This is a genomic window from Ekhidna sp., from assembly GCF_963691765.1.
Taxonomy (GTDB): domain Bacteria; phylum Bacteroidota; class Bacteroidia; order Cytophagales; family Cyclobacteriaceae; genus Ekhidna.
In genome coordinates this window covers 1,220,414-1,245,867 of sequence record NZ_OY829375.1, presented here as the reverse complement: position 1 = coordinate 1,245,867, position 25,454 = coordinate 1,220,414, and the positions used below count along the sequence as shown (strand labels likewise).

Here is a 25,454-nt window from a genome sequence, read left to right as displayed (position 1 = left end):
ACTTAACCTTAAATTATGAAGCGTATTATCCTCACTTTTTTCAGTTTGGTAATTTTATTCACCTACCATACTGATGCTCAAAGAAGAAATTCCAACACTGTAAAACCAATAGATTCTAAGCTTTTTTCGAATTACAAGTTTCGAAATATTGGACCAGCGTTTATGTCAGGTCGAATTGCTGATTTAGCAATAGATCCAACAAATGAAAATGTTTGGTATGTGGCTGTAGGTTCTGGAGGCGTATGGAAAACGGTCAATGCCGGAACCACCTTCGAGCCTGTATTTGATGATCAACCTGTCTATTCCATAGGCTGTGTGACGCTAGATCCGAACAATCCGTATACTGTATGGGTAGGAACCGGAGAAAACGTAGGCGGTAGACATGCGGGATTCGGCGACGGTATTTATAGAAGTACTGATGGCGGTGCAAGTTGGACCAACATGGGTTTAAAAGACTCTGAGCATATCTCCAAGATCATTGTTCATCCAGAAAATTCTGATGTAATCATGGTTGCTTCGCAAGGCCCACTATGGAGCCCTGGAGGTGAGCGAGGATTTTATAAATCTATTGATGGAGGAAAAAGTTGGAGAAAGACTTTAGGAGACGATCAATATACTGGAGTTACTGACATGGTTTACGATCCACGTAATCCAGATAGGATTTATGCGGTTACGTGGGAGCATCATAGAACCATAGCTGCCTGGATGGGTGGTGGCGAAAAATCCAGACTTTATGTAAGTGATGATGCAGGAGATACCTGGACACAATTGAAAACTGGATTGCCAGAGGGCAAATGGGGGAAAACCGGTCTAGCGATTTCACCGATAAATCCGGATGTATTGTATGCAGCAATCGAATTGAATCGTACAACAGGCGGCGTTTGGAGGTCTGACAATCGTGGAGGTAGTTGGTCAAAGATGTCCGATGCTGTTTCTGGTGCTACCGGTCCTCACTACTATCAAGAGATATATGCTTCTCCGCACAAATTTGATAGACTTTATATGATGAACAATCGATTGATGAAGTCGGAAGATGGAGGTAAAACATTTGAATTTATGGATGAGACAGCAAAGCATGGTGATAATCATGCCATAGCTTTTAAGGCTTCGGATCCTAATTATGTTTTGGTAGGTACAGATGGCGGTGTATATGAAACGTTTGACCTTGGTGCCACATGGCGCTACATGGAGAATTTACCACTGACGCAATTTTATAAAGTAGCTGTAGATGACGCTGAGCCTTTCTACAATGTCTATGGAGGAACACAAGATAATAGCACAGAAGGAGGGCCATCGAGAACAGACAATCATCACGGCATTAGAAATGCCGATTGGAAGGTGGTATTAAATTGGGATGGACATCAGCCTGCAACAGAGCCTGGAAATCCAAACATTATGTACGGCCAGCGTCAGCAAGGTACGCTTTCAAGGATTGATCTTGCTACCGGAGAAGTTACAGATGTAATGCCTCAGCCAGGAGCAGATGAAGATTACGAACGATACAATTGGGATGCGCCAATCTTAGTGTCGCCACATGATCCGGCTACAATTTATCATGGATCGCAACGACTGTGGAAATCTACCAATCGAGGAGATAGCTGGACGGCGTTATCTGACGACTTAACCAGAGACCAGGAGCGCGTTGCGTTGCCAATTATGGGGAGAACTCAGAGCTGGGACTCACCATGGGATGTTGGAGCTATGTCCAACTTCAATACGATCACTTCAATAGCAGTTTCTCCTCAAAATGAGCAAGTGATCTTTATTGGTACAGATGATGGATTGATCCAGGTGACAGAAAACGAAGGGCAAACTTGGAAGAAGATCGAAGTAAGTGCAATGGGTGTTCCATCCCGCAGCTACGTCAATGATGTGAAAGCTGACTTGTTTGATGAGAACACTTTGTATGCGGCATTAGACAATCACAAAGAAGGAGATTACAGACCATATCTTGTGAAAAGTACAGATAAGGGTGCAAGCTGGACTCGCATTGAAAATGGGTTAGGTACAAAAAATTTAGTGTGGAGAATCGTTCAAGATCATGTCAACAAGGATCTAATGTTTGCTGCGACTGAATTTGGAGTTTACGTTACCGTGGATGGTGCTAAAAGTTGGACAAAGCTAGAAGCTGGTATTCCGACAATTTCATTTCGTGATTTAGCCATTCAGCGAAGAGAAAATGATCTTGTGGCTGCTTCTTTTGGTCGTGGATTCTACGTTTTGGATGATTACACTGCACTTCGCGAGGTGAGTAAATCACAATTAGAAGATGCTGCTACTTTATTCACGCCTCGAAAAGCATGGTGGTATATAGAACGATCTACTGTAGACTTTGACGATGCCCGTGGTTCTCAAGGTTCACAGCTTTACTTGGCACCTAATCCTGATTTTGGAGCTGTATTTACATATTACTTAAAAGATGATATTAAAAGTTTGGAAAGTCTTCGTCAGGATAAAGAAAAAGGAAGATCTGGGAATGTTCCTTTCCCGGGTTGGGATGCACTGGAAGAGGAGACAAGAGAAATTGAACCTTTTGTCTATCTGGAAATCAAAGATGATCAGGGTAAAGTTATCAACAGGGTACAAGCCTCGAATAAGAAGGGATTTAACAGGGTAGCTTGGAACCTTCGTGTTGGAGGTACGGAAGCACTTTCTTTGAATGGAAGTACAGGAGAATTAAATGGCTTGCTTTGTGCGCCAGGAATGTATACTGCTACCCTCCACAAGTTTGAAAGAGGAGCATTTACTCAACTTGCTGGTCCTGTAGAAGTGGAAGTAACTCCGCTAAGAGAAGGTACTCTTGAAGGTAAATCAATGGATCAGGTTGTTGCTTTCTGGAGGGACTACGAAGTGCTGAGTAGAGAAGTTGGTGCTACCAGCATCCAGCTTTCAAATGCACGTAAGATGACTAATAAGTTGTTTGCTGCTGCAAGAAAAGCTAATGTAGGTGGTGATATGTTGACAGATATTGTTGAATTAAGAAGTCAATTAGATAAACTAGATACCGAGTTAAACGGACATCCAGCTAAGAATCAGATTGGTGAAAGAAGCAAGCCTACAATTGGCGGTCGCTTATTTGCATTATATCGAGGTATTTCTATGTCTACTTATGGACCTACAGATACTCATCAGCAAACCATGAAGATTATAAATGACCAATTGGATACAATGAATAATACGCTTCAAAGTCATCAATCCAAGGCATCTGAATTGGCCGATAAAGTCAAATCAGCTGGAGGATCATGGATCGAAGGGCAATAGTTACAAGTAAAGACAAAAAATCAGTATGTTTGATTATATGAGAACATTGGTTTTTTGTCTTGCTTCTTTGATTCTGATGAGATCTAATGCTCAATCGGAGAAATGTGATTTCCCGGAAACTTGGGTTGTGGATCAGAGTTCAATTATCATCACTCAGACGACTAGAATTGAGGGAGAGGAATCTAGAGTCGACACACTTGAACAGGTTGTAGGTGAGGATTTAGTTAATTTCCCTACTTCAGCTACATTCGATGATGGGAAGATGACACTTTTCTCTTCTGAAAATAAATCATTGAATACAGGCACTTACGTTCTTAAGAAGAAGAAATTTTCATGGACACTGAAAGATGATGGTGTTTCGACCAGTACTAAAGTTTTAAAGGAGAATATTAGATGCGAACTCTTAAATGAAGGCATTCCATTTTTCATCAATGTTCCAAAAAAAATTTTGGGAAAAGGCGTTGTTGTAAGCTTTACACTTAGACCACAAGCATTGAATTAGATAGGTAAATAAACCTTATCTATCATTTCCTGATACTCTTTTTCAACTTCACTGAACGAGGTGATGCCTCCGCCACTGCAATAGAATAGTTGTGAATTTTCTTTCTTTATGAACCTAATCATAACACCTGTGTCTAAAGAATCTCCATCAAAATGTCCACAGATGCCTGTATAAAACCTGCGATCATAACCCTCGGTTTTTTGAATGATTTTGATGGTTTCTGGTTTAGGAGCACCAGAAATGGAACCTGCTGGTAGAAGTTTGCTAAGAATTGATCCAATTTGCGCGTTCCAATCAGGTATGAGTTTCCCTTTTACCTCAGAGCTTACTTGCAGCAACTTCTTTTCATTGGTTGTTAGCTCGTCTATGTATCTGAATTTGGAAACTTCAACATCCGTAGCAACCTGACTCAGATCGTTTCGAATCAAATCTACGATTGTGACATGCTCTGCTTTTTCTTTAATGTCTCCTAAGATTGTATCCTCTGCATCAGGAAGATTAGCATCTATCGTCCCCTTCATGGGATAGGAATAAATGTACCCATCTTTAATTTTCACAAAGGTCTCTGGCGAGAAAACTACAAACTGCTCTGGAACTAGTACTTTATACTTAGCAGTTGAGGTTCTAAATATTTCATTTAGTGAAAGGTTTGTTTCAATTGGAGTTTGAAAAGTAAGATTGGTAAGGAATGAATTACCAATATTTATTTGATGGACGACTTGATCAAATGCTGTTTTGAATTCATCAAAACCGATAGGTTGTTTTTTGAAACTAGCTTTCTTAGCCGAGATATCAGCTTTGGAGCCTAATTGTAACTGAAATGAATGTTCCTTGGTATGAGCGTCATTTATAAACCATTGCTCTCCTAAGAAATCACAATAGAATGAGAATGATTCCTTATTCCTACCGAGCTCGTTTAATTTCGATATCGCCTCACTCTTTGTCAGCATTGACCTTAATACCAAAGCGCCTCAACATCTTTTGCTCATATTTCCAAAAGAAGGCAAATTGACCAAATAGGAATCCATAGCATAGAAGAATGACGTTATAGATGGGGAGAATTAGCAAAATGTATATCACGGTCATCCACCATTCTTTTTCGCCACCTCCTGTGATGAGATTCAAAATAGGCTCTCTAATAAACAATACGGTAAATCCAGTGCATGCAAACACAATTAGCACGATGACTACCTGAAACAGGCTTTTTAGGCCCCATTTTTCTTGCAATTTTTTAATCCAACTCATCAATGAATTCCTGAAAATCAGGCCAATTAGGTTTAGAAATTAATTTCAAAGATTCTTTTTTAACCGGATGTTGAAACTCAAGCTTATATGCATACAAATCAATGCTTTTGTCTTGCTTGGCTTTTGAAAAACCATACTTTAAATCACCACGAATAGATGTGCCATTCTCGCGCATTTGAATTCGGATTTGATGTGGCCTACCCGTCTCTGGTTTGATCTCAAGTAGAGAAGCTCGACTGTGGGTAGCGAGCATTCGATAAGAAAGTATTGCCTCTTTAGCACTGCCTTTTTTCTTAGAGTAAGCATGTGCTTTGTTCTTTTGAAAGTCTTTTTCGAGCCAATGCTTCAATACTTTCTCAGGAGATTTAGGTACTCCTTCTACAATAGCTAAATACGTTTTCGAAATGTCTCTTTCTCTAAAAAGCTTATTCATCCGCTCTAAAGCTTTTGAGGTTCTTGCATATACTACCAGACCACCTACTGGCCGATCCAGTCGATGGCAAGGTTGACAAAAAACATTCCCGGGCTTATTATATTTTCTACGGATATACTCGGTAGCCCACCCAGTAAGTGTACCATCTCCTGTTTCATCACCCTGCACCAACCATCCTGTTGGTTTTTCTACAATCAACAAGTGATTGTCCTCTAATATTACTCTTGGTTTTGACATGTTAGAATTCGCTTATAAAGTGGAATTCAATGTCAGGGAAGTTATCCTGTACCATCTGTAACCATGCCTTTGACTCTGCCATGAAAACCAACTTGCCCTCTTTGTCTTTGGCAATATGTCTTTGCTTGTCTTTTATGAAAGCATCCAATTTGGCAGGATCTTCTGCACTTATCCAACAAGCTTTATAAATGTTCACTGGTTCAAACTTCGCATTGGCACTGTACTCATTTAAAAGACGATGCTGCAATACTTCAAATTGAAGTGCTCCAACAGTGCCGACCACCTTTCTGGAACCAAGTTCGAAAGTAAATAACTGAGCAAGTCCTTCGTCCATTAGCTGGTTCAGACCTTTCTCCAGTTGCTTGGACTTCATTGCATCCATGTTGATAACTTCTCTGAACATCTCAGGAGAAAAGGAAGGTATTCCTTTATATAGGCCTTTTTCTCCTTCGCTCAGGGTATCTCCAATTTTTAAGTTTCCGGTATCATAAAGTCCAACAATGTCACCTGGGAATGCTTCTTCTACTGTTTCTTTTTGCTGTGCCATGAAAGCTGTTGCATTCGAAAATCGAATTTGTTTGTCTTGACGGACGTGATAATAGTTGCTTCCACGTTCAAATTTGCCAGAGCAAACTCGAACAAATGCAATCCTATTTCTATGCTTCGGATCCATGTTGGCGTGGATCTTAAAAATGAATCCTGAAAATTTCTTCTCGTCAGGCTTGATCTCTCTAGCTTCCGTCTCACGAGACTTTGGAGAGGGAGCAATCTGAGTGAAACAATCGAGCAATTCTCGAACACCAAAATTGTTAACAGCACTGCCAAAGAAAACGGGAGCTACTTCTCCTTTTCGATAGGTCTCCTCGTCAAATTCATCGTAGACTCCGTTCACTAATTCAATTTCTTCTCTAAGTTCATTTACCAACGACTCAGGAAGGTGCTTATCCAGTTCCGGATCATCTACACCATTAATTTCAACAACCTCATCTACTCGCTTTTGCTTATTTGGCTCATAGAGGTTGACATTGTTTTCATAAATATTATAAACTCCTCTCAGTGTTTTACCCATACCAATAGGCCAACTCATAGGACGAACTTTAATATCTAATTTTTCCTCAATCTCATCCAATAGAGAAAAAGCATCTTGTCCTTCTCGATCTAGTTTGTTTATAAAACAAATCACTGGCGTATTCCTCATTCGACACACCTCCATGAGCTTTTCTGTTTGCTCCTCTACACCCTTAACACAGTCGATTACCATTATGACACTATCTACTGCTGTAAGTGTCCGATAGGTATCTTCTGCAAAATCCTTGTGACCAGGAGTATCCAGGATATTGATTTTAAGATCTTTGTATTCAAACCCCATTACGGAAGTAGCAACAGATATACCTCTCTGCTTTTCGATATCCATCCAGTCAGAACGAGTACCCATATCGATCTTATTGGATTTTACTGCTCCCGCTGTTTGAATCGCTCCTCCAAATAAGAGTAGCTTTTCCGTCAATGTAGTTTTACCCGCATCCGGGTGGGCGATGATACCAAAAGTTCTACGTCTTCCTATTTCCTGCTCCAGCGTCATAATTGATCAAATTGATCCGCAAAATTAGCCAATAGCAATTAGCCTTGAAGTACTTGAATAAATATTGATTGAGAAGTTCAAGAATTAAGATAAATTTCTGTGTTTAAATTTTGCAATGGAATCAGTAAAACAAAGAAATGCCGCATACAGATCAGAGCTATTTCGACACCTGGATGGAATAGGAGTAGCAGCTGTTGTATTCGAGCTTAATGCCAAAGGAGTCTTCGATTTTCTTTTGGAAAAGAAATCAGTCAATTTGATTGAATTAAGTGAGCATTTTCATGCAAATACAGGATACCTCAATGTAGCCATTCGATTGCTTGCATCTCAGGGGTGGCTGGAATATAAGGTGGACAACGAGACCAATGAGATAACAGTAGCAACCAATAAATCAAGTCAGTACGCATTTTCGCATGCTGGATACTATTCAGAAGTAGTAGAGTTAATGAAATTTTCCGGACAATTTCATCCTCGAAAATTTGAAAAGGAGCCTTTCGAGGTTTGGAATAGGATTGCAAAAAAATACACGAATGGATATTTCTCACTATCATCTGATGAAGACGAGAATGCAATTCAGAATCAAATTTTAAAGCATATTGAAGGAGTGCTTGTTGGTCCTAGTACGGTACAACTAGGAATGGGAGGAATGTTTCATAAGTACTTCATGGAAATGAGCTTTAGCCCGGCTGAGTATCATCAAGACCCTGAAAGTTTCGAACAAATCCTGGACTTTTTCACCTATTTGGGGTGGTTTGAGAAAAAGACCAGCACCTATAAATTCACAGAGAAGGGACTATTTTTTGCCAAGCGATCTTCTGCTTATGGAGTCACCGTTTCCTACATACCAACATTCAGAAACCTGGACCAACTCATATTTGGAAATCCAGAGATCTTAAAAGTTGAAGAGGGAGAAAAAGAAAAAGGTGTGGACCGAGAAATGAATGTTTGGGGCAGTGGTGGTGCTCATGTAGCATACTTTGAAAAAGTTGATAACATAATTATTGATTTATTCAATAGGCCGATCACGGAACAGCCAAAGGGAATTTTAGACATGGGGTGTGGCAATGGCGCATTTCTGATTCATATCTTCGACGTGGTCTTCCATAAAACCCAAAGAGGGAAGATGCTGGAAGAATATCCTTTGTTTTTGGTTGGGGCAGATTATAACGCTGCAGCATTAAAAGTCACCAGAGCTAATTTGATAAATGCTGATGTTTGGGCTAAGGTGATATGGGGAGACATAGGTAATCCAAAACGGCTAGATGATGATCTTAAGGAAGATTATGATATGAATCTCAGTGACCTACTCAATGTCAGAACATTTTTGGATCACAATAGAATGTGGGATGGAGAAGAGGAGGCGCTTACGAATACAAGTATATCTACTGGTGCTTTTGCATCGAAAGGAAAACTTTTGAGTAATAATCAAGTGGAGGCGAACCTTAAAGCACATTTAAGCAAGTGGAAGCCATACATTGACAAGTTTGGATTGATCATAATAGAGCTGCATGGGTTGAACGCAGAACTGACACGCTCGAATCTTGGTAAAACCGCAAGTACAGCATACGAAGCAACTCATGGATTTTCTGATCAGTATATCCTTGAAATTGATAGCTTCAATAAAGTTGTTGAAGAGACAGGTTTAAGCATTGATCCTAAGCACCATTCTAAATTTCCCAATTCAGAGTTGGCCACCGTAAGTATTAACTATTTAAAATAATTATGAAAAAATCCTCCAGATACGTTCTCTACCTTGTTCTTGGTTTTATTCTATATCAAATCATTGATTCAGGTGAAACAACGGTGACGCATGAGGATGCTAGAACCACCTTAATTATTGCTGTAGTAGTTGTATTTATCTTACTAATGATTGTCAGAGTGATCAAAAGCAGGTATGACAATGATGAAGAAGAGTAACTAATTGATTGACCTTCCACCTTGAATCGTGTCTTCACGAAACATTTCAAATTAAAGTATTTAGCGTCGGAGTAAACCCCTTCGCAATCTAGACCGGATGGAAAGCGGCACGAAGTAAGCGGACAGCCGGAATATCGTTGGCAATGAAATACTGCCATTTCTCTCTAGAAATTTTGATTCTCCTCCGTTTTTGTCAAAAAATAATCAACTGCGACTTGGTGGTCCTGTCAATGTGTCACAGTTTTTGATTTGGCACATCCATTGATGAATCAAAATCGAAACTTGAATTAACGAATAATAGATAAATCATAGAAATGGGAAAAATCATAGGTATCGACTTAGGAACTACCAACTCTTGCGTCTCGGTAATGGAGGGTAATGAGCCGGTAGTGATCCAGAACAGTGAGGGAAGAAGGACTACTCCATCTATCGTTGCGTTCCTCGATGATGGCAAAGGGGAAAGAAAAGTTGGTGATGCTGCAAAAAGACAAGCAATCACCAATCCTCAGAATACGGTAAGCTCTGTAAAGAGATTTATGGGGAAAAAATATTCTGAGGTAAAAGAAGAAATGAAAAATGTGTCATACGGACTTGAGTCTGGTAGCAATGACACTGTGAGAGTGAAGATTGGAGATAGAGCATATACTCCTCAAGAGATCTCAGCAATGATTCTTCAAAAAATGAAATCTACAGCAGAGGATTTCTTAGGTCAAGAGGTGAAGGAAGCAGTAGTGACCGTTCCAGCATACTTTAATGATGCTGAACGTCAGGCTACGAAAGAAGCTGGACAAATCGCTGGTTTGGATGTAAAGAGAATCATCAATGAGCCTACAGCAGCTGCTTTAGCTTATGGTCTTGATAAGAAAGATCAAGACATGAAGATCGCTGTCTATGACCTTGGTGGTGGTACATTCGATATTTCTATTCTAGAGCTTGGTGAAGGAGTATTCGAGGTGAAGTCTACAAATGGTGACGTACATTTAGGGGGAGATGATTTTGATGGCGTGATCATCAAGTGGTTAGCTGAAGAATTCTTGAGCGATGAAAACATCGACCTAAGAAAAGATCCTATGGCTCTTCAGCGATTGAAAGAGGCTGCTGAGAAAGCTAAAATTGAGCTTTCAAGCTCTTCGGAAACTGAAATCAACTTGCCTTATATCATGCCTGTTGATGGTGTGCCTAAGCACTTGGTTAGAAAATTGACTAGAGCGAAGTTTGAGCAGTTAGCTGATGATCTAGTAAGACGATCAATGCAACCAGTAGAGGCTGCATTGAAAGATGCTGGTCTATCTACTTCAGAAATTGATGAAGTAATCTTAGTAGGAGGTTCTACTCGAATCCCTAAGATTCAGGAAGAAGTAGAGAAGTTCTTCGGAAAGAAGCCTTCAAAAGGAGTAAATCCAGATGAGGTGGTGGCAATTGGTGCTGCAATCCAGGGAGGTGTATTGACAGGTGAAGTGAAAGACGTTCTTCTTCTAGATGTTACTCCACTATCTCTTGGTATTGAGACAATGGGAGGAGTATCTACGAAGTTGATCGAGTCTAATACGACTATCCCTACGAAGAAGTCTGAAACATTCTCTACTGCTGCTGACAATCAGCCTTCAGTGGAAATACATGTATTGCAAGGAGAGCGCCCAATGGCGAAAGACAATAAGTCAATTGGTAAGTTCCACTTGAATGATATACCGCCAGCACCAAGAGGTGTACCTCAAATTGAGGTTACGTTTGATATCGATGCAAACGGTATATTGAACGTGAGTGCAAAAGATAAAGGCACTGGAAAAGAGCAAAGAATCACAATCGAGGCATCGTCAGGATTGACTGATGAGGAAATCGAGAAAATGAAGCAAGAAGCTGAAGCGAATGCTGAAGCAGATAAGCAAGCCAAAGAAAAAGTTGAGAAAATCAACCAGGCAGATTCGATGATTTTCCAAACTGAGAAGCAATTAAGTGAGTTTGGAGACAAGCTTTCTGAAGGTAACAAGACTGCTATCGATGGTGCGTTGACTAAGCTTAAAGAAGCTCATGGCAAGCAAGATCTAGCTGAAATTGATGCTGCTCTTGAAGCGATGAACAATGCATGGCAGGCAGCATCTCAAGAGATGTATGCAGCTCAGCAAGAAGCTGGTGGTGCTGATGCAGGCGCAGCGGGTGCTGATGCTGGTGCAGGTGCTGAAGGTGCTGCTGATGATGTATCGGATGTCGAATTCGAAGAAGTAGAGGAAGATAAGAAATAACCACCCTTGTGGTTAGAATGATCTGACTTTACCCTGAATATAGATTGATAAGCCCTTCTCGATAAATCGGGGAGGGTTTTTTATAATTCATCTCTTTATAATGTATTGAGCTACTTAATGAAGCGTATTTTTGCATCCCTATGAAATTAACCATCAAGACACTTTTCGGATTTGAAGATATCCTTGCGGAAGAAGTAAAGGCATTAGGAGGAGAGAAGGTAGAGAAGATTACACGTGGAGTAAAGTGTGAAGGCAATCCAGCATTTCTTTATAGAGCAAATCTATCCCTGCGAACAGCTCTCAAAATCCTGGTTCCTATTCATACATTTCAAGCTCGAAATGAAAAGCAACTTTATGATAAAGTGATGGAATTTGACTGGTCTAACTTCCTGGATGTAGATCAGACTTTTGCTATAGATCCGGTTGTCTTTTCAGAGGTTTTTACCCATTCCAAGTATGTGGGATTGAAAACTAAGGATGCCATGGTGGATCAATATCGAAATAAATATAGAAGGAGACCTTCTATTGATACAGAGAAGCCTGATGTGCTTTTCAATGTGCATTGTGCCAACGATTTTTTTACTATTTCCATGGATAGTTCTGGTGCTGCATTAAATCAGCGCGGGTATCGCGAAGATGGACACCGAGCACCGATGAATGAGGTATTGGCTGCTGGAATGGTGATGATGTCTGGATGGGATAAAAAAACTCCACTGGTAGATCCCATGTGTGGTAGTGGGACTATCCTTACCGAGGCAGCGATGATTGCCATGAATATGGGACCAAACCTGAAGAGAAAAGAGTTTGGTTTTAGAACTTGGCCACACTACAGCCCCATACTCTTCAACAATGTAAAAAATGAGGAGCTTGGAAAGATGCGTAAGCCAAGTATGGATTTGACTGGCATCGATGTTGATGACAGTGCGGTTACACTTGCCAGAAAAGCATTGGGTAAAATTGGATTGAGAAGGGAAGTACGTATCAAAACTATGGATTTCAGGGATTTTAAACCCATCAATGATAAAGGGATGATCATAACCAATCCACCTTACGGTGAGCGGATAGGAGATGATATTCTTGAATTTTATAAATCCATGGGGGATGCATTCAAGCAAAACTTTGTAGGATATGACGCATGGTTGATTAGTTCAAATAAAAAAGCCCTAAAACAAATAGGGCTTAAAGATTCAGATCGTATCAAGCTTTATAATGGCAAGCTTGAATGTGATTTTTGTAAATACGAATTATACTAATCTCATTATTTTCCTTTTTCGATGTTATCTATCGTAGCATCAGCAGGCTTAGTAGCCTTTTGTTGTAGCAAGATTTCGACGGCTTTTCTTAGTTGCTCGTCCCTGCCTTGAACTAGCATCTCGTAGCTGTTTTTCACTTTCACATCCGGCTCGAGTTGTTTGTTTTCGAGATAGTCTCCGTCAACATCTAACATTCCTACCTGCGGAATACCAAAGTAAATGGTTGGGTCGATTTGAGTCTCCCACCATACTGCAGTTCCGGTACCTGGTACGGGCATACCAACTGTGGTGCCAATACCTAAGGCTTTGTAAGCATATGGAAACATGTGTGCGTCAGAATAATTGCTCTCTCCAATCAATACTACGGATGGTTTAGTCCATTTGAATTGTGGCTCTGAGCCAAGATCTTGTCCTCTTGGAACCATTCTAATGTATTCTTTCCCGCTGAGGAAGGTAGCTAAGTCGTCATGCAACCAACCACCGCCATTGGATCTGGTATCTACGATGATTGCCTCTTTGTCATAATTTTCTCCCAGAACTTCCTCATAGACGGTTCTAAAGCTAGGGTTATTCATGCCTCGCACATGAACATATCCTATTCTTCCGCCGGATGCTTCCTCTACCTCTTTCTTTCTGTTATCAACCCATCGCTCATACAATAAATTGTACTCGGTTCCTCGTCCTATTGGTTTGATCACAACTTCCGATCTTTTCTTACCAGAAGGATCATAAAGACTTAGTCTTACCTTTTTTCCAACTTTCCTATTTAAGAGGTCGTAATGATTGACAGATTTGGAAAGACTCACACCATCAATTTTTTCTACAATCATGCCTTCTTTGATATCAAGGTCCGCTTTATCGCTCGGTCCATCTTTCAATATCTCAGTAATTTTCAGACCATCAACTGATGCATTTTCATCAAAAAATAATCCCAAAGATCCAGTCTGGTCTGCGGTGCTACTTCTCGCTCGGTAGCCACTTCCAGTGTGAGAGGCATTCAACTCTCCAAGAAGCTCACTCATCATCTCCGTGAAATCATAGCTGTTGTTGATATGAGGAAGGAATCTGCTGTAATCTACTTTATAACCTTCCCAATCGACATTGTGGAGGTCTTTAACATAGAATTTGTCTTTTACCTGTTGCCACATGTGATTGAACATGTAGACATACTCCTCATCTTTCTTCAACTCCATTTCACCCTTAAATCTCAAAGATTTACGATCTCCAGAATTAGCATCAATTTTCATTGCACCACCATCGGCTAGTACATAAATAGACTTTCCTTCTTTATCCATTACCAGACCACCATTACCTATTCCTAACTTGGCTAATAGCTTGGTTTCTTTAGTTCTCAGGTTTGTTTTCCATACATCAGCTCCTTTTTCAAAGCGTGTCAAATAAAACAAAGACTCTCCATCATTCGATAGAATAGCGTCGTTCAATCTTGAGGAATGTAGTGTTAATCTTACCCGTCTCTTTTTAAGATCTTTGAAGTCTATCTTAATTGGATCTACAGCGTCAGAATCATCTTTATCATCTTTATCGCTATCATCTTCCTTCCCGCTTTCGTCATCTAGTTTTTTGTCTTCTTTGTTTAGTTGGTACTGGTCATATGCCTCTTGTGTGAGGAGTACTCCATATATATCTCCTTCAGATCCCCAACTACCATGATTTTTCATCCCGTCTCTATCAGAATACCAGTAAATCATACTCCCATCATCTGACCATCTCGGGAAAGCTTGTGTATATCCACTTCTAGTAATGTTTATCACTTTCTTAGAAGCTACGCTGATCACGCCAATTTCGTTAATCCACTGATTGGGCATAAGCATATCTGACGCGATCCACTTGCTGTCAGGAGACCAGCTGAAATAAATGTCACCATCCGAGTATGAGTAATTTCTGGATGCAGGAAGTATGGTCTCGATCCCTTTATTTTTTAAATCTAGCGTTTTAAGGGTCGTTCGATCTTCGAGGTACGCGATCTTTTTACCATCAGGAGAGTAGACTGGCTGAAATTCTGCTTTAGGAGTCTCAACCAATGTTTCTTCTTCTAGAATAGTAGAAGTGAAAAAATAAGGTTCATCGTCGTACTTCAAATTTGTCTGATAGATGTTCCAACTACCATTTCTTTCACCTGCATAAAGGATTGAGCGACCATCAGGGCTAAAACTAACCGAGCGCTCTTGCTCTGGTGTATTTGTAATCCTCTTTGTGGTGCCACCATCGATTGAAGAAACGAATACCTCTCCTCTTTTCACGAAGGCAAACTCTTTCCCATTTGATGAAATGTCTAGTTCTGTAATTCCAGAAGAAATCGGAACGGTCTCTCTAGCTAGATTTTTTCTAATGCTGGTGATATTTATCGCTATTTTTTGCGGTTGACTTCCTTCCTCCATGGTATAGAGTTCTCCATTGTAGCTGAAGCAAAGTTTGCCAGAATTGCTCATGGATAGGTTTCGAATTGGGTGTCTATCCATGTTAGTAAGCTGGGTGATATTGGCTGGATTTGAAACATCCATTTTGTAAACATTGAAGGAGCCAGATTGCTCACTTAGGTAATACAAACTTTGCTCGTCTGGGCTTAAGATTGGGTTTCTATCTTCTCCAATAAATGTCGTCAGCTGATTATGTTGCTTGGTGTTTTTGTCATATACCCAAATATCTCTGGTTATGGAAGACTGATGATGTTTTCTAAGTGGATCTTCATATCCTTTTCGATCTTGATAGTAAATCTTATTCAGTGCATTATTCATGGATATTGCTTCGGATGGTGTAGTCAATTCCATGAGTGGTCGCCCTCCATTCACGCTTATTCTGTAGAGCTCAGGCATTCGTGAATTTGGAAACTGCGCATACTTAGCAATGTCTACTCTCCAGGAATTGAAAAGCAGATCGCCTTCAGTAGTAATTAAGTTAGGAAAGTCGTTGGATGAATGATAGGTTAATCGATTAAGTCCGCCATCATTCAAGTTCGTAATGAAGATGTCGAAATTGCCATATCTATCTGAAGAAAATGCTATAGAATTGCCATCAGGGGACCAAATGGGCATGTAATCATACGAGTCATCAATGGTCAATGGAATTGCGGTTCCGCCAGCACTGCTAACGGTATAAATATCACCTTTATATGCAAAGGCAATCTGACTTCCATCAGGGGAAATTGAAGAGTATCTCAACCAAAGAGGTTGCGAGAAACTCGACCCAATAAAACATAGTAATGTAAGAGTAAGGATGATTAGCTTTTTCATGATATCTATTTAGTAGTAACTAAATATAATCAGCCCATAATCAAACCAGATACATTATTCTTTGAGCGGTCTTTGAAGAATACCAGTGAATGAAATCTGCAAACAAGAGATAAAGTCTCTTAAAACTTTAGTCTGATCAATTTTCCTTTTCCAACTTCGTCAGTAACAATGATTATGAGGTTGGAATAATCATTTTCGTCAAATTGACTAAAAGTCTCACTGCCGATTAATGCATTGGCTAGTGTAGGAATTGTATTGGAATGACCCGAAATGACTACTGTTTCTCCTCTGTGCTTTTGTATCAATGAAGATAGCCACTCGTCTTTGGCATACGGATCATATTGTTGAACTTCAATTCCTTTGTCTCTACCTATTGGTGTCAGAGTAGCTTCTGTTCTGGTAAAAGGAGTACTGTATAATGCTGAGATATCTTGTGCGGTAAGAAGAGCAGCTAAGTTGTTGGCACGCTGAAATCCAGCTTCGCTCAAGGGGGGATTACTTGTTCCGTCGTTTGCCTTTTCAGCATGTCTTACAAGTATAAGCGTGGTTTGCTCTTGCCCAAAAAGGACTGTCGCAAAAATGAAAAGAGTGGTAGTCAGTAAAAATTTTTTCATGAATGGAAGATAAATAAAAACACCATCGTATATGAACTAAACAAGATCAAATACGATGGTGTTTGAAAAAAAATCTACTTAGGATTCAAAATTGCGTCTATACGTTTTTGAATATCCTGCAAATGGAACCGTGATGTCGCGTCACTTTGACGGGCATTTCGCACATCTCTTTCGAGCCTACTCAAAGTAGCCATTGCAATGGAGGGGATATCTGAATTGGCGTAATCATCATCTTCCAGATTCATCAATTCTCCCAATCGATCAATATGTTCTTTTTGAAGATTTCTTCTGTAGGTATCTATTCTTCTACCATTGTAAAGCTCTCCCCAAATGCCGCGACGCAAGTCGGAAAATAAGTTAGTAATGGTGTATGCATCAGATCCGTTGAGTGCTTCATTCTCAATCATACGCATCATCATATCCTCTCTTGTCAGTCTACCTAAGATTCTAACCTGCAGTCCTCGCATGTCATCAACCAATCCGTCTTGCTGGATTCTACCTAGGATTTCAGCGTCTACAAGCCAAACCGGAGTAGCGAAAAGTTGTTCATTTAAGAATTTGACTGCTCGCTGTTGTTTTTCTTTTTCTACATGCGTGTAGATAGCTCCATCTTGATCTGAAGTTTTATAGTACTCGTATACACCCCCTACATTGGAGACTACATGACCGTTGTAGCGGTTAAACTGACGTACTACATTGGCATACAGTTCTTCAAGGTCATCGTAATTTTTGCCATCTTCTGTTGACCACTCCATCAACTTATCAAGAATTCTCTTCAGATTATTAATACCTAAATCACTTGCAATCATTGCATCATGACCGATGTCTTCAGTTTGCGCTGTCGGGTCTACAGGAATGAATCGTTGGCGACCGAATCGATAAGCTGAGTTATCTGCCTTTTCAAGTATCCAACTATTTAACGTGTCTTCCTCATCATCAGGAGAATTGACGTTTGCAATTGGTTTATATCCATATTCAATTGACCAGAAGTCATATTCGCCAACTTTAGGGAAGAAATTAGTTATTCCGTCTTCTGGTTGGGCAACATAGTTGAACCGTGCATAGTCCATAATAGATGGAGCAACACCGTGGGTGTCCGTAAATGATTTACTTCTCAGTTGAGCAATTGTATATGCGGACGAAGAGCCCATGTTGTGAGGTAGACCCAATGTATGACCAACTTCGTGCGCAGAAACGAATCGTATTAACTCTCCCATCAAATCATCTTCAAATTTCACTTTTTGGGCTTCGGGATTCACAGCAGCAGTTTGAACGAAGTACCAGTTTCTAAGCAGGTTCATTACATTGTGATACCACAAAATGTCACTCTCTAAAATTTCCCCAGTTCTTGGATCATGAACATGAGGGCCTTGTGCATTTTGAATATCCGTAGCAATGTATCTGATCACGGAATACCTTACATCTTCAGGGCTCCAATCCGGATCCTCTTCCTTGCTTGGCGGATCCTTTGCAATAATTGCGTTTTTGAATCCAGCAGCCTCAAAAGCGACTTGCCAGTCTTCAACCCCTTGTTTAATATATTTTCTCCACTTTTCTGGAGTAGCAGGATCAACATAGTATACTATTGGTTTTATGGGCTCAACAGCCTCACCACGGTTATATGCATCCCAATCGCTAGGTTCCAATCTCCATCTAGTAATTAGCCTTCGGCTTGCCGCCTTTTGCTCATCGGAGCTATAATCAATTTGTTGAAGCGAAAAGAAGCCAACGCGTTCGTCATAATATCTTGGAACCATCGGGTCCTCAGGAAGCAAAATCATCGATTGATTCATTTCGATAGATAAAGTCTGAGTAAGACCATTGGAAGGCAATTCATCTCCACGATATGTCAAGACATGTCTAACCTCTACATTTTCTGGGAATGACCTAATTGAAGTGATTAAAGAACGTGATTTATCTATTCCTTTGATTTTAAACCTTCTTCTTTCTGAATCTCTCAATCCACCTATCATGGGGATATCACTCGAGAAGAATCCATTCATTTTAATAACATATGCCGATGAGTCATCTTTCATTGTCTCAAGCGAGAATGATTGAATGATAGGCTCAAAGTTGTTATTCTTTACGGAAGTATAAATAGGTTCATCCTCGTTAGCGATATTGTTGAAAGAGACTGATCGCATCAAAATCCTTTTACCTAATTTCTGGAATCTCACTACCTGTTGAGGTCTAGATTTCATACCAGCCCCACCAAAATTTAATCCCTTTACATGTCCTGCAATTCGAGATACAATAAGAATTTCTCTTTCTAGTAGATCGGATGGAATTTCGAAATAATAATCATCACCTACTTGGTGAGAGGTGATCAATCCTTCATCTGAAATAGCGTCCTCCGTAATGATTTCATTGTAACCTTTTAGGTCACTTTTCTTCTTTTTAGGCGCCATCTGCTCTGGCTCCTCACCTTTCTTTTTTTTCTTTTTTTGAGCAATGAGGTCTGTATGGAATCCTACAAACGCCATTACTAACATTAATAATATTACTCGTTTCATACTTTAGGTTTTTATATTGACTGACAACTTAACTCTGAGATATAGAAAATGGATTTAGTTTTATTTGAGCGGTAGCCACCAATAAAAAAGGCCAGCTAAATGCTGGCCTCCTGACATTTTAGATTGAATATTTCTTAGTTAAACCTCTTCTTTCTGAATTTCTTCGCTAGAAGAATACGCGTTCGATAAACCAATACAAACCAACAAAAGCTATCATAAAAGACGCTGGAATTTGTACTCTTTGGCGATACCATTCTTTTTTTCGGATAAACCATACCAATAAAGCTGCTATGAATAGCACAAGTAATTGACCTAGTTCAACACCGATATTAAATGCTAATAACGACGGAACCAAGTTACCTTTAGGTAAGCCGTAATCACTTAACACGGATGCAAAACCTAAACCATGCAACAGACCGAATCCAAATACAATCAACGGTCTCCATTTGTTGGTTTTCTTAAAAACACAGTTTTCAATAGCTATCCACACAATGGAAAGAGCAATGAGGGGTTCTACTATACTGGCAGGAACGTGTATAAAACCTAGTGCTGCAAGAGCCAATGTTATGGTGTGAGCGAGAGTAAAGGCAGATATTTGCCAAAGCAATGATCCTAAAATGAGACTAGAAAAAAATAATCCTAAAACAAAAAGAATGTGATCCATACCCTTTGGGACGATATGTTCAATACCTGCTTTAATAAATAACGAAGACTTTTCTAGCCAAGGCATGGCCGCAAGCAACCGCATTCTTTGACGTTTTAAAGCAGCTTCATATTCAGCTGTTATTATCTCATCCTGAATATAAGTTTGCCCAAATTCTTTTTCTATGATTTCAAGTTCGTCATCTGGGTGAGAGAATGCTCCAAAACTTGAGCAGAGAAAAAAGAAAAAAATCAAGGTTTTTAAAAGCCTCATAGCTACAGGGTATTTAAAATGAAAATCGGTTCTGAAATCCGAACCGATTTTACAAATAGTTTCTTGAATTAGTCGATAGAACCGTCCAATCCCCGAACTCTTAGTAGGGCATCTATCTCAGGTTGACGTCCACGAAATTGCTTGTAAAGCTCCATAGCCTCTTCTGTCGAACCTTTTTCATATACGTGTGTTCTCAACTTTGATGCAAGTTCCGGATCAAAGACGTCTCCGGCCTCTTTAAAAGCCTCAAAACCATCAGAATCAAGTACTGCGGAGTGAACATAGCTGTAGTATCCAGAAGAATATCCTCCTGAAAAGATGTGTGCAAAGTAAGTACTTCGATATCGAGGCGCTATTTCATCTATCAATCCTATTTTAGCTAGAGAAGCGGCTTCAAAAGCATCCGCATCTTTAACTTCTTCATCTGCCTTAATGGTGTGCCAGTCCATATCCAGCAATGAGGCTGCTAAGTATTCAGTATTTGCAAAACCTTGATTGAATTTAGAAGCCTTAAGTAATTTATCTATTAACTCATCAGGAATTACTTCATTTGTTTGATAGTGGGTTGCGAATGATTTAAGGATTTCAGGTTCACTAGCCCAATGTTCCAGAATTTGTGCAGGAAATTCAGTAAAGTCACGAGGACCAGAAGTGCCAGCCATGCTGCCATAGGTAACATTGGTCATGATGCCATGCATCGCATGACCAAATTCGTGGAATAATGTAACTACGTTTTCGAAGCTTAGCAATGCCGGATCATCGCCTACTGGAGCTGGGAAATTACAAACATTTACAACGATAGGACGTTCTCTTCCATCTAAATTCGACTGCCCTTTAAAACTGCTCATCCATGCTCCGCCACGCTTATTTGATCGTGTAAAGTAATCACCGATGAAAACTCCCAGGTGGCTGCCATCCTTGTCTTTCACTTCCCATACACGTGCATCAGGATGATATACATTAATATCAAATCGTTCGGTATAGGTTAATCCCCATAGCTTATTTGTGGTTTCGAACACACCGTTAAGAACGTTATCTAGCGTTAAGTATGGCTTTAATGCAGCTTCATCTAAGTCATATTTGGCTTTTCGTACTTTCTCTGAATATTGCCACCAGTCCCATCCAGCAATCTGGAAATCATTACCTTCATTATCTGCAACTGCTTGCATATCTGCAACTTCTGCTTTCGCCCTTTCGAGAGCCGGTTTCCATAACTGCATCAATAAATCATAAACCTCAGCGGGCGTTTTTAGCATACGTTCTTCTAGCACGAAATGAGCATGAGTTTCATATCCCATTAACTGAGCACGTTCCGATCGTAATTTTGCTATTTGCGCTGCAATCTCTTTATTATCCGTTTCGTTATCATTATCTCCACGCTGAATATATGATTTGTATAACTTCTCACGTAAGTCACGACGATTGGATTCTGTAAGAAACGGATACATACTGCTACGATGGGGAGTAAATACATACTTACCCTCGTATTTTAATTGTTCTACCTCAGTGATCGCATTCTCCATTTTTTGTGTTGCAGTTTCGGAGGCAGCGGCAATAATGCCCTCGGATAAGCCGTCCAAATCAGTTTCATCTAAAATCAGCTCAAAGCCATTCGTTTCTGCTAATAGATTTTGACCAAAAGCAGTGGTAAGCTCAGAGAGTTTGGAATTGATTTCTGTAATTTGTGCCTTTTGTTCCTCATTGAGCAATGCACCACTTCGAACGAATGACTTCCGCGTATCTTCCAATAGTTTGAGTTGTTCGTTGCTGAGCTCGAGATTATCACGATCTTGATAAACTTCTTCAACTCTTTTAAAAAGGGCTTCATTCAGGGTGATTTTATCGTAGTGAGCAGATAGCATAGGGCTCAATTCCCGTTGTAACTCTTGCAGCCTAGGGTTGGTATTTGAACCTGTCAAGTTGAAGAAAACACTCCTCACTTTGGTGAGTAATTTTCCAGTTCTTTCCAATTCTTCAAGCGTGTTAGCAAACGTTGGTGATTCTGGATTGTTTACGATGTTATCGATTTCAGCAAGGTTTTCTTCCATCCCTTTTTCAAACGCGGGCATGTAGTGTTCATCCTTGATTTGATCGAAAGGAGGCACACCATAAGGTGTATCCCATTCTTGATAGAATGGATTTCCTGTTTCCATTTCTTTATTTTCTGATTGGGTTTGACAACTGAAAAGCACTCCAGCAATCATTACGTAAAGGAATTTTTTCATTTTAGGTTTCTTAGTTGTTAGGTAAATGTAGCACGAGTTCAAAAAAGTATGTAAATAAGATCGTACGAGAGGGATTTTTAGTTTATCGACGGAGGTTAGTTTCCTTGTTGACTAATTTCACTGGAATGTCTCTTTTGAGCAATTTCCATTAAGCGATCGCATAACTTCTCAGAATCTCTTAGATCAAAGAAGAATCTGGCGATTTTATAAATCAGAATTAAAGAAAATATTATAGCTGGTGTAATATGAATTTCTGATTCAATTAATGCAACTAATACAATGATCAAGAAGAATAAAGAAGTAAAGTAGAGGTTAAAGGAGGGTACAAATTGCACTGAAATAGTTTTATCATCAATTAGCTTGCCGTCAAGACTTACCATAGATTGTCTTGATCCTAAAAACAGCTCAAAATGTGGAGTTACATTGAAATGAGTTGCTGATTTGTTAATACTCCCGCTCATTAGCGCGTTGTACTTAAAATTTTGGCTAGACATAGAATCATGGGAAAGATTTTTACTAATGTCCCATTTTATATTTCTTATGGTTCCTTTTCCTGAATTTACTTTATATACGACTTTCTTAAGCATGCTATTTAATATCTGGGAGCTGCCATTTGAAAGCTACAGCCAGAATCCTAAATGAAACTATGAACAAGATGGTCAGGATTATATTGTAGGTTTGATCCATCCCTAGTTTATTCATTAAAATGAAGATGATGCCACCACACAGGCATGTCAACGCATAAATTTCTTTTCTGAATATCAATGGGATTTCGTTACAGACGATGTCCCGAATAACGCCGCCAAAAACTGCAGAAACCATCCCCATCATGATGGCAATAATCGGATGGACATCGAGCGTAAGTGCTTTCTGGAGTCCGAGAACTGTAAAAACGGCAATGCCTATCGTATCGAACATAAAGAAGGTGCGACGCAGCTTCCTTACCACTTTTCCAAACAGTAACGAGATTAGTATACCTGCTCCAATCATGGCTAAATAGATCAAATCGTTCATCCAGCCTACAGGTGTGCTGCCAAGAAGTATATCTCGAACTGTGCCGCCTCCGATCGCTGTAATTAATCCTACAGCAGCAATACCAAAGAAATCGAGATTTTTATCACGGCCTGCCAATGCCCCGCTTATAGCAAAGACCATGGTTCCTAAGATATCGATGAAATATAGAATGGTCATTTCAATTAGAAACTTGTTGTTGTGATTGGAGTAGTTCGATGAGTATTTCTATCTGTTCAGATATTGACTCTTCGGCTATTATCATATCCCATGAATAATTTTCAAGGATGATCAGATATTCTCTATCATTATAATTTGGATCCCCCGTATTTTCAATAATTCTGGAGAAATAAACATTGCCCAGGTTTTTAATGTCTGAAATACTGCCATATGTTTTGCTTAGGGATTGAAGAAGACTAATTGGAAGGTCCGGAAGAATATTGGTTACTTCAGCAGTTTTGAAGGCAGTAACTGAAAGTTCAGGGGGATTTAAACCCTTCCAAAAAGAGAATTGTTTGTATGGACGTTTTGATACCAAATAGGCATTGGAGCTGTCTCTTAGCATTTCGAAGTAAGCCTGAGAGTCTTTGAGAATCTCCAGGTTGGATTGACTTTCTGCGAGCAGGTTTTTGAAGATTTGATTCTTCAATTCGTCTTGTTGCCGCTCTTCATTTCTATTGTTGAAATAAATGCCAAGGTATACGCCTATCATTACTGGAAGAATTCCCATTATGATATCATAAGCTGCTTTTTTCATATCTCAAATCTACACTGGATAGGGTGTCTTAACGACAAATACAGCTTTAATTCTTAAAAGTCTGAATACAGAATCTCAATCAATCGTTCATAAGCTATCATGATTCGATCCATTTTTTTTGTATTTGCGCTTCTATTGTGTTGCATGAGCTATGCTCAAAAGGATGATGATAAAGCAATTGAGCAGTTTATCAATCTCTTTGGCAAGAGTCATTATGAGACGCAACTGGCATTGGATTACATAGAAGACAATTGGCGTAGTGAATATGCTAGTATGGCTATAGAGGTTATGTACCTAAGTAGAAATCCACTGGTAGACCAGCAACTACTAGATATTTTGAGGAGTAATGAAAAGGTTGAATTTGGTTACGATTTTGACAAATGGTACCGATGGCTGTGGGATAGAGAAGAAAATACGCAGATTTCAAAGCGAAGCTTTACCGATTTATTGATCCGAGATTCGAGACTTATTTTAAGGGCAGGTATGAAAATAATATCCGTCTGGATGAGGTGAGATGGGGAGGGGTGATTCAAGATGGAATTCCACCGCTTAGAAGCCCCGAGATGATTTCCGCTCAAGAAGCAACATACCTCGAAGATGATAACATCATATTCGGTATAGAAGTAAATGGTGATTTTCGAGCCTATCCAAAACGGATTCTTGCATGGCATGAAATGTTCGTTGACGAAGTAGGAGGTATTCCAGTATGTGGTGTTTATTGTACGCTTTGTGGTACGGTTATCTTATACAAAACTCAGTTTGAAGGTAAAAACTATGAAATGGGCACAAGTGGTTTTTTATATCGCTCAAATAAGTTGATGTATGATAAGGCCACACAATCCCTTTGGAATACAGTCTGGGGGAAACCTGTTATTGGCCCGTTGAAAAACCAAGGCATTCAATTTGAACATATGAGCGTAGTGACCACTACATGGGGTGAGTGGAAGAAGAGACATCCAAATACTACAGTGTTATCTCTAAACACCGGCCACAAGAGAAACTATGATGAAGGGGTTGCCTATCAAGAGTACTTCGGTACAGATGAGCTAATGTTTAATGTGCCCTTTGATGATAGAAGACTAAAAAATAAACAGGAAGTTTTGGCTTTAAGATTTCCTGAATATCCTAAAGAACAGTTGGCGATCTCTGCCAAGTTTTTAAAGAAAAATCCAGTATATCATGATAAAATAGGAGCAATAGAATTTGTCGTTCTGACTGATGAATCAGGTGCCAATAGGGTTTATGAGTCGCAAGGATTGATGTTCGAATCCTTTGATCAGGAAGTTTCTGTAATAGATGCGCTGGGTGAAAAATGGAGGCTCTATGAAGATAAACTCGAACGCGACGACAAGTCTCAAGTTTTAAAACGATTACCTTATCATCGGGCATTTTGGTTTGGATGGCATGCGGCATATCCAAACACTCGATTGGTGCGGTAACAGTGCCGTATCTTCTTTTTTACCAGCCTCCTTTTTTGAGGCTAATTATAGTATTGCT

20 protein-coding genes are annotated in these 25,454 nt (G+C 39.7%); 8 read left to right on the top strand and 12 right to left on the bottom strand.

Features of this window, described 5'->3' with window-relative positions; genetic code table 11:
• The first annotated feature begins 15 nt into the window (after nucleotides 1-15).
• Both ACY650_RS05855 and ACY650_RS05850 read left to right on the top strand, forming a co-directional pair.
• Complete coding sequence (locus ACY650_RS05855) at nucleotides 16-3,261, top strand: WD40/YVTN/BNR-like repeat-containing protein (RefSeq protein ID WP_462252691.1); 3,246 nt, start codon at nucleotides 16-18, stop codon at nucleotides 3,259-3,261.
• A gap of 25 nt (nucleotides 3,262-3,286) precedes the next feature.
• The gene (locus tag ACY650_RS05850; RefSeq protein ID WP_462252689.1) at nucleotides 3,287-3,763 is read left to right on the top strand and encodes a hypothetical protein; all 477 of its coding nucleotides are present in this window, start codon (nucleotides 3,287-3,289) and stop codon (nucleotides 3,761-3,763) included.
• Here the strand turns inward: ACY650_RS05850 and ACY650_RS05845 are convergent.
• Genes ACY650_RS05845 through ACY650_RS05830 form a run of 4 tightly spaced genes read right to left on the bottom strand, consistent with a single transcriptional unit; the run spans nucleotide 3,760 to nucleotide 7,260 of the window.
• On the bottom strand, nucleotides 3,760-4,713 hold the full coding sequence (locus ACY650_RS05845; RefSeq protein WP_462252687.1) for an aminodeoxychorismate synthase component I: 954 nt from the start codon (nucleotides 4,711-4,713) through the stop codon (nucleotides 3,760-3,762). The genes ACY650_RS05850 and ACY650_RS05845 overlap by 4 nt on opposite strands.
• Nucleotides 4,697-5,008: a DUF6787 family protein gene (locus tag ACY650_RS05840; RefSeq protein ID WP_462252685.1), complete on the bottom strand. Its 312-nt coding sequence runs from the start codon at nucleotides 5,006-5,008 to the stop codon at nucleotides 4,697-4,699. Before ACY650_RS05840 ends, ACY650_RS05845 begins: the two co-directional genes overlap by 17 nt.
• Nucleotides 4,995-5,678 carry an RluA family pseudouridine synthase gene (locus ACY650_RS05835; RefSeq protein ID WP_462252683.1) on the bottom strand — a complete coding sequence of 228 codons (684 nt, stop codon included), beginning with the start codon at nucleotides 5,676-5,678 and terminating at the stop codon, nucleotides 4,995-4,997. Before ACY650_RS05835 ends, ACY650_RS05840 begins: the two co-directional genes overlap by 14 nt.
• 1 nt (nucleotide 5,679) lies before the next feature.
• Entirely contained in the window at nucleotides 5,680-7,260 is a 1,581-nt protein-coding gene (locus ACY650_RS05830; protein WP_462252681.1) for a peptide chain release factor 3, read from the bottom strand.
• 115 nt (nucleotides 7,261-7,375) lie between these two features.
• Here ACY650_RS05830 and ACY650_RS05825 point away from each other — a divergent pair, with 115 nt between their 5' ends.
• The 4 genes from ACY650_RS05825 (at nucleotide 7,376) to ACY650_RS05810 (ending at nucleotide 12,670) form a co-directional block, all read left to right on the top strand.
• Nucleotides 7,376-8,980 (top strand): class I SAM-dependent methyltransferase, encoded by a 1,605-nt coding sequence (locus tag ACY650_RS05825; protein ID WP_462252679.1) that lies wholly within the window; start codon nucleotides 7,376-7,378, stop codon nucleotides 8,978-8,980.
• A gap of 2 nt (nucleotides 8,981-8,982) precedes the next feature.
• Complete coding sequence (locus tag ACY650_RS05820; protein WP_462252677.1) at nucleotides 8,983-9,177, top strand: hypothetical protein; 195 nt, start codon at nucleotides 8,983-8,985, stop codon at nucleotides 9,175-9,177.
• A gap of 314 nt (nucleotides 9,178-9,491) precedes the next feature.
• Nucleotides 9,492-11,417, top strand: coding sequence for a molecular chaperone DnaK (dnaK, locus tag ACY650_RS05815; RefSeq protein WP_462252675.1), 1,926 nt, complete (start codon nucleotides 9,492-9,494; stop codon nucleotides 11,415-11,417).
• A 140-nt stretch (nucleotides 11,418-11,557) separates the two neighbouring features.
• On the top strand, nucleotides 11,558-12,670 hold the full coding sequence (locus tag ACY650_RS05810; RefSeq protein WP_462252673.1) for a THUMP domain-containing class I SAM-dependent RNA methyltransferase: 1,113 nt from the start codon (nucleotides 11,558-11,560) through the stop codon (nucleotides 12,668-12,670).
• 5 nt (nucleotides 12,671-12,675) lie between these two features.
• Here ACY650_RS05810 and ACY650_RS05805 read toward each other — a convergent pair whose 3' ends face one another.
• From ACY650_RS05805 to ACY650_RS05770, 8 genes are all read right to left on the bottom strand, one after another.
• Entirely contained in the window at nucleotides 12,676-15,921 is a 3,246-nt protein-coding gene (locus tag ACY650_RS05805; protein WP_462252671.1) for a S41 family peptidase, read from the bottom strand.
• A gap of 119 nt (nucleotides 15,922-16,040) precedes the next feature.
• Nucleotides 16,041-16,535 (bottom strand): SixA phosphatase family protein, encoded by a 495-nt coding sequence (locus ACY650_RS05800; RefSeq protein ID WP_462252669.1) that lies wholly within the window; start codon nucleotides 16,533-16,535, stop codon nucleotides 16,041-16,043.
• A 74-nt stretch (nucleotides 16,536-16,609) separates the two neighbouring features.
• The gene (locus ACY650_RS05795) at nucleotides 16,610-19,048 is read right to left on the bottom strand and encodes a zinc-dependent metalloprotease (protein WP_462252667.1); all 2,439 of its coding nucleotides are present in this window, start codon (nucleotides 19,046-19,048) and stop codon (nucleotides 16,610-16,612) included.
• Nucleotides 19,049-19,214: 166 nt separating this feature from the next.
• Complete coding sequence (locus ACY650_RS05790; protein WP_462252665.1) at nucleotides 19,215-19,964, bottom strand: HupE/UreJ family protein; 750 nt, start codon at nucleotides 19,962-19,964, stop codon at nucleotides 19,215-19,217.
• Nucleotides 19,965-20,032: 68 nt separating this feature from the next.
• On the bottom strand, nucleotides 20,033-22,189 hold the full coding sequence (locus ACY650_RS05785) for a M3 family metallopeptidase (RefSeq protein WP_462252663.1): 2,157 nt from the start codon (nucleotides 22,187-22,189) through the stop codon (nucleotides 20,033-20,035).
• 95 nt (nucleotides 22,190-22,284) lie between these two features.
• Nucleotides 22,285-22,776: a hypothetical protein gene (locus tag ACY650_RS05780; RefSeq protein ID WP_462252661.1), complete on the bottom strand. Its 492-nt coding sequence runs from the start codon at nucleotides 22,774-22,776 to the stop codon at nucleotides 22,285-22,287.
• Nucleotide 22,777: 1 nt separating this feature from the next.
• On the bottom strand, nucleotides 22,778-23,380 hold the full coding sequence (locus ACY650_RS05775; protein ID WP_462252659.1) for a trimeric intracellular cation channel family protein: 603 nt from the start codon (nucleotides 23,378-23,380) through the stop codon (nucleotides 22,778-22,780).
• Between the two features lies 1 nt (nucleotide 23,381).
• Nucleotides 23,382-23,957, bottom strand: coding sequence for a hypothetical protein (locus ACY650_RS05770; RefSeq protein ID WP_462252657.1), 576 nt, complete (start codon nucleotides 23,955-23,957; stop codon nucleotides 23,382-23,384).
• A 99-nt stretch (nucleotides 23,958-24,056) separates the two neighbouring features.
• On the opposite strand from ACY650_RS05770, the gene ACY650_RS05765 reads away from it, so the two are divergent.
• Together ACY650_RS05765 and ACY650_RS05760 are read left to right on the top strand one after the other, a co-directional pair.
• Complete coding sequence (locus ACY650_RS05765) at nucleotides 24,057-24,470, top strand: hypothetical protein (protein ID WP_462252655.1); 414 nt, start codon at nucleotides 24,057-24,059, stop codon at nucleotides 24,468-24,470.
• Nucleotides 24,467-25,396 carry a DUF3179 domain-containing protein gene (locus ACY650_RS05760; RefSeq protein WP_462252653.1) on the top strand — a complete coding sequence of 310 codons (930 nt, stop codon included), beginning with the start codon at nucleotides 24,467-24,469 and terminating at the stop codon, nucleotides 25,394-25,396. The genes ACY650_RS05765 and ACY650_RS05760 overlap by 4 nt, the downstream gene beginning before the upstream one ends.
• The last annotated feature ends 58 nt before the right edge of the window (nucleotides 25,397-25,454 follow it).

What these genes read in the sequence shown, in the direction of transcription:
- ACY650_RS05855 (WP_462252691.1), top strand. Translation starts at nt 16, where the DNA reads ATGAAGCGTATTATCCTCACTTTTTTCAGTTTGGTAATTTTATTCACC.
- ACY650_RS05850 (WP_462252689.1), top strand. Translation starts at nt 3,287, where the DNA reads ATGTTTGATTATATGAGAACATTGGTTTTTTGTCTTGCTTCTTTGATT.
- ACY650_RS05845 (WP_462252687.1), bottom strand. Translation starts at nt 4,713, where the DNA reads ATGCTGACAAAGAGTGAGGCGATATCGAAATTAAACGAGCTCGGTAGG.
- ACY650_RS05840 (WP_462252685.1), bottom strand. Translation starts at nt 5,008, where the DNA reads ATGAGTTGGATTAAAAAATTGCAAGAAAAATGGGGCCTAAAAAGCCTG.
- ACY650_RS05835 (WP_462252683.1), bottom strand. Translation starts at nt 5,678, where the DNA reads ATGTCAAAACCAAGAGTAATATTAGAGGACAATCACTTGTTGATTGTA.
- ACY650_RS05830 (WP_462252681.1), bottom strand. Translation starts at nt 7,260, where the DNA reads ATGACGCTGGAGCAGGAAATAGGAAGACGTAGAACTTTTGGTATCATC.
- ACY650_RS05825 (WP_462252679.1), top strand. Translation starts at nt 7,376, where the DNA reads ATGGAATCAGTAAAACAAAGAAATGCCGCATACAGATCAGAGCTATTT.
- ACY650_RS05820 (WP_462252677.1), top strand. Translation starts at nt 8,983, where the DNA reads ATGAAAAAATCCTCCAGATACGTTCTCTACCTTGTTCTTGGTTTTATT.
- dnaK (WP_462252675.1), top strand. Translation starts at nt 9,492, where the DNA reads ATGGGAAAAATCATAGGTATCGACTTAGGAACTACCAACTCTTGCGTC.
- ACY650_RS05810 (WP_462252673.1), top strand. Translation starts at nt 11,558, where the DNA reads ATGAAATTAACCATCAAGACACTTTTCGGATTTGAAGATATCCTTGCG.
- ACY650_RS05805 (WP_462252671.1), bottom strand. Translation starts at nt 15,921, where the DNA reads ATGAAAAAGCTAATCATCCTTACTCTTACATTACTATGTTTTATTGGG.
- ACY650_RS05800 (WP_462252669.1), bottom strand. Translation starts at nt 16,535, where the DNA reads ATGAAAAAATTTTTACTGACTACCACTCTTTTCATTTTTGCGACAGTC.
- ACY650_RS05795 (WP_462252667.1), bottom strand. Translation starts at nt 19,048, where the DNA reads ATGAAACGAGTAATATTATTAATGTTAGTAATGGCGTTTGTAGGATTC.
- ACY650_RS05790 (WP_462252665.1), bottom strand. Translation starts at nt 19,964, where the DNA reads ATGAGGCTTTTAAAAACCTTGATTTTTTTCTTTTTTCTCTGCTCAAGT.
- ACY650_RS05785 (WP_462252663.1), bottom strand. Translation starts at nt 22,189, where the DNA reads ATGAAAAAATTCCTTTACGTAATGATTGCTGGAGTGCTTTTCAGTTGT.
- ACY650_RS05780 (WP_462252661.1), bottom strand. Translation starts at nt 22,776, where the DNA reads ATGCTTAAGAAAGTCGTATATAAAGTAAATTCAGGAAAAGGAACCATA.
- ACY650_RS05775 (WP_462252659.1), bottom strand. Translation starts at nt 23,380, where the DNA reads ATGACCATTCTATATTTCATCGATATCTTAGGAACCATGGTCTTTGCT.
- ACY650_RS05770 (WP_462252657.1), bottom strand. Translation starts at nt 23,957, where the DNA reads ATGAAAAAAGCAGCTTATGATATCATAATGGGAATTCTTCCAGTAATG.
- ACY650_RS05765 (WP_462252655.1), top strand. Translation starts at nt 24,057, where the DNA reads ATGATTCGATCCATTTTTTTTGTATTTGCGCTTCTATTGTGTTGCATG.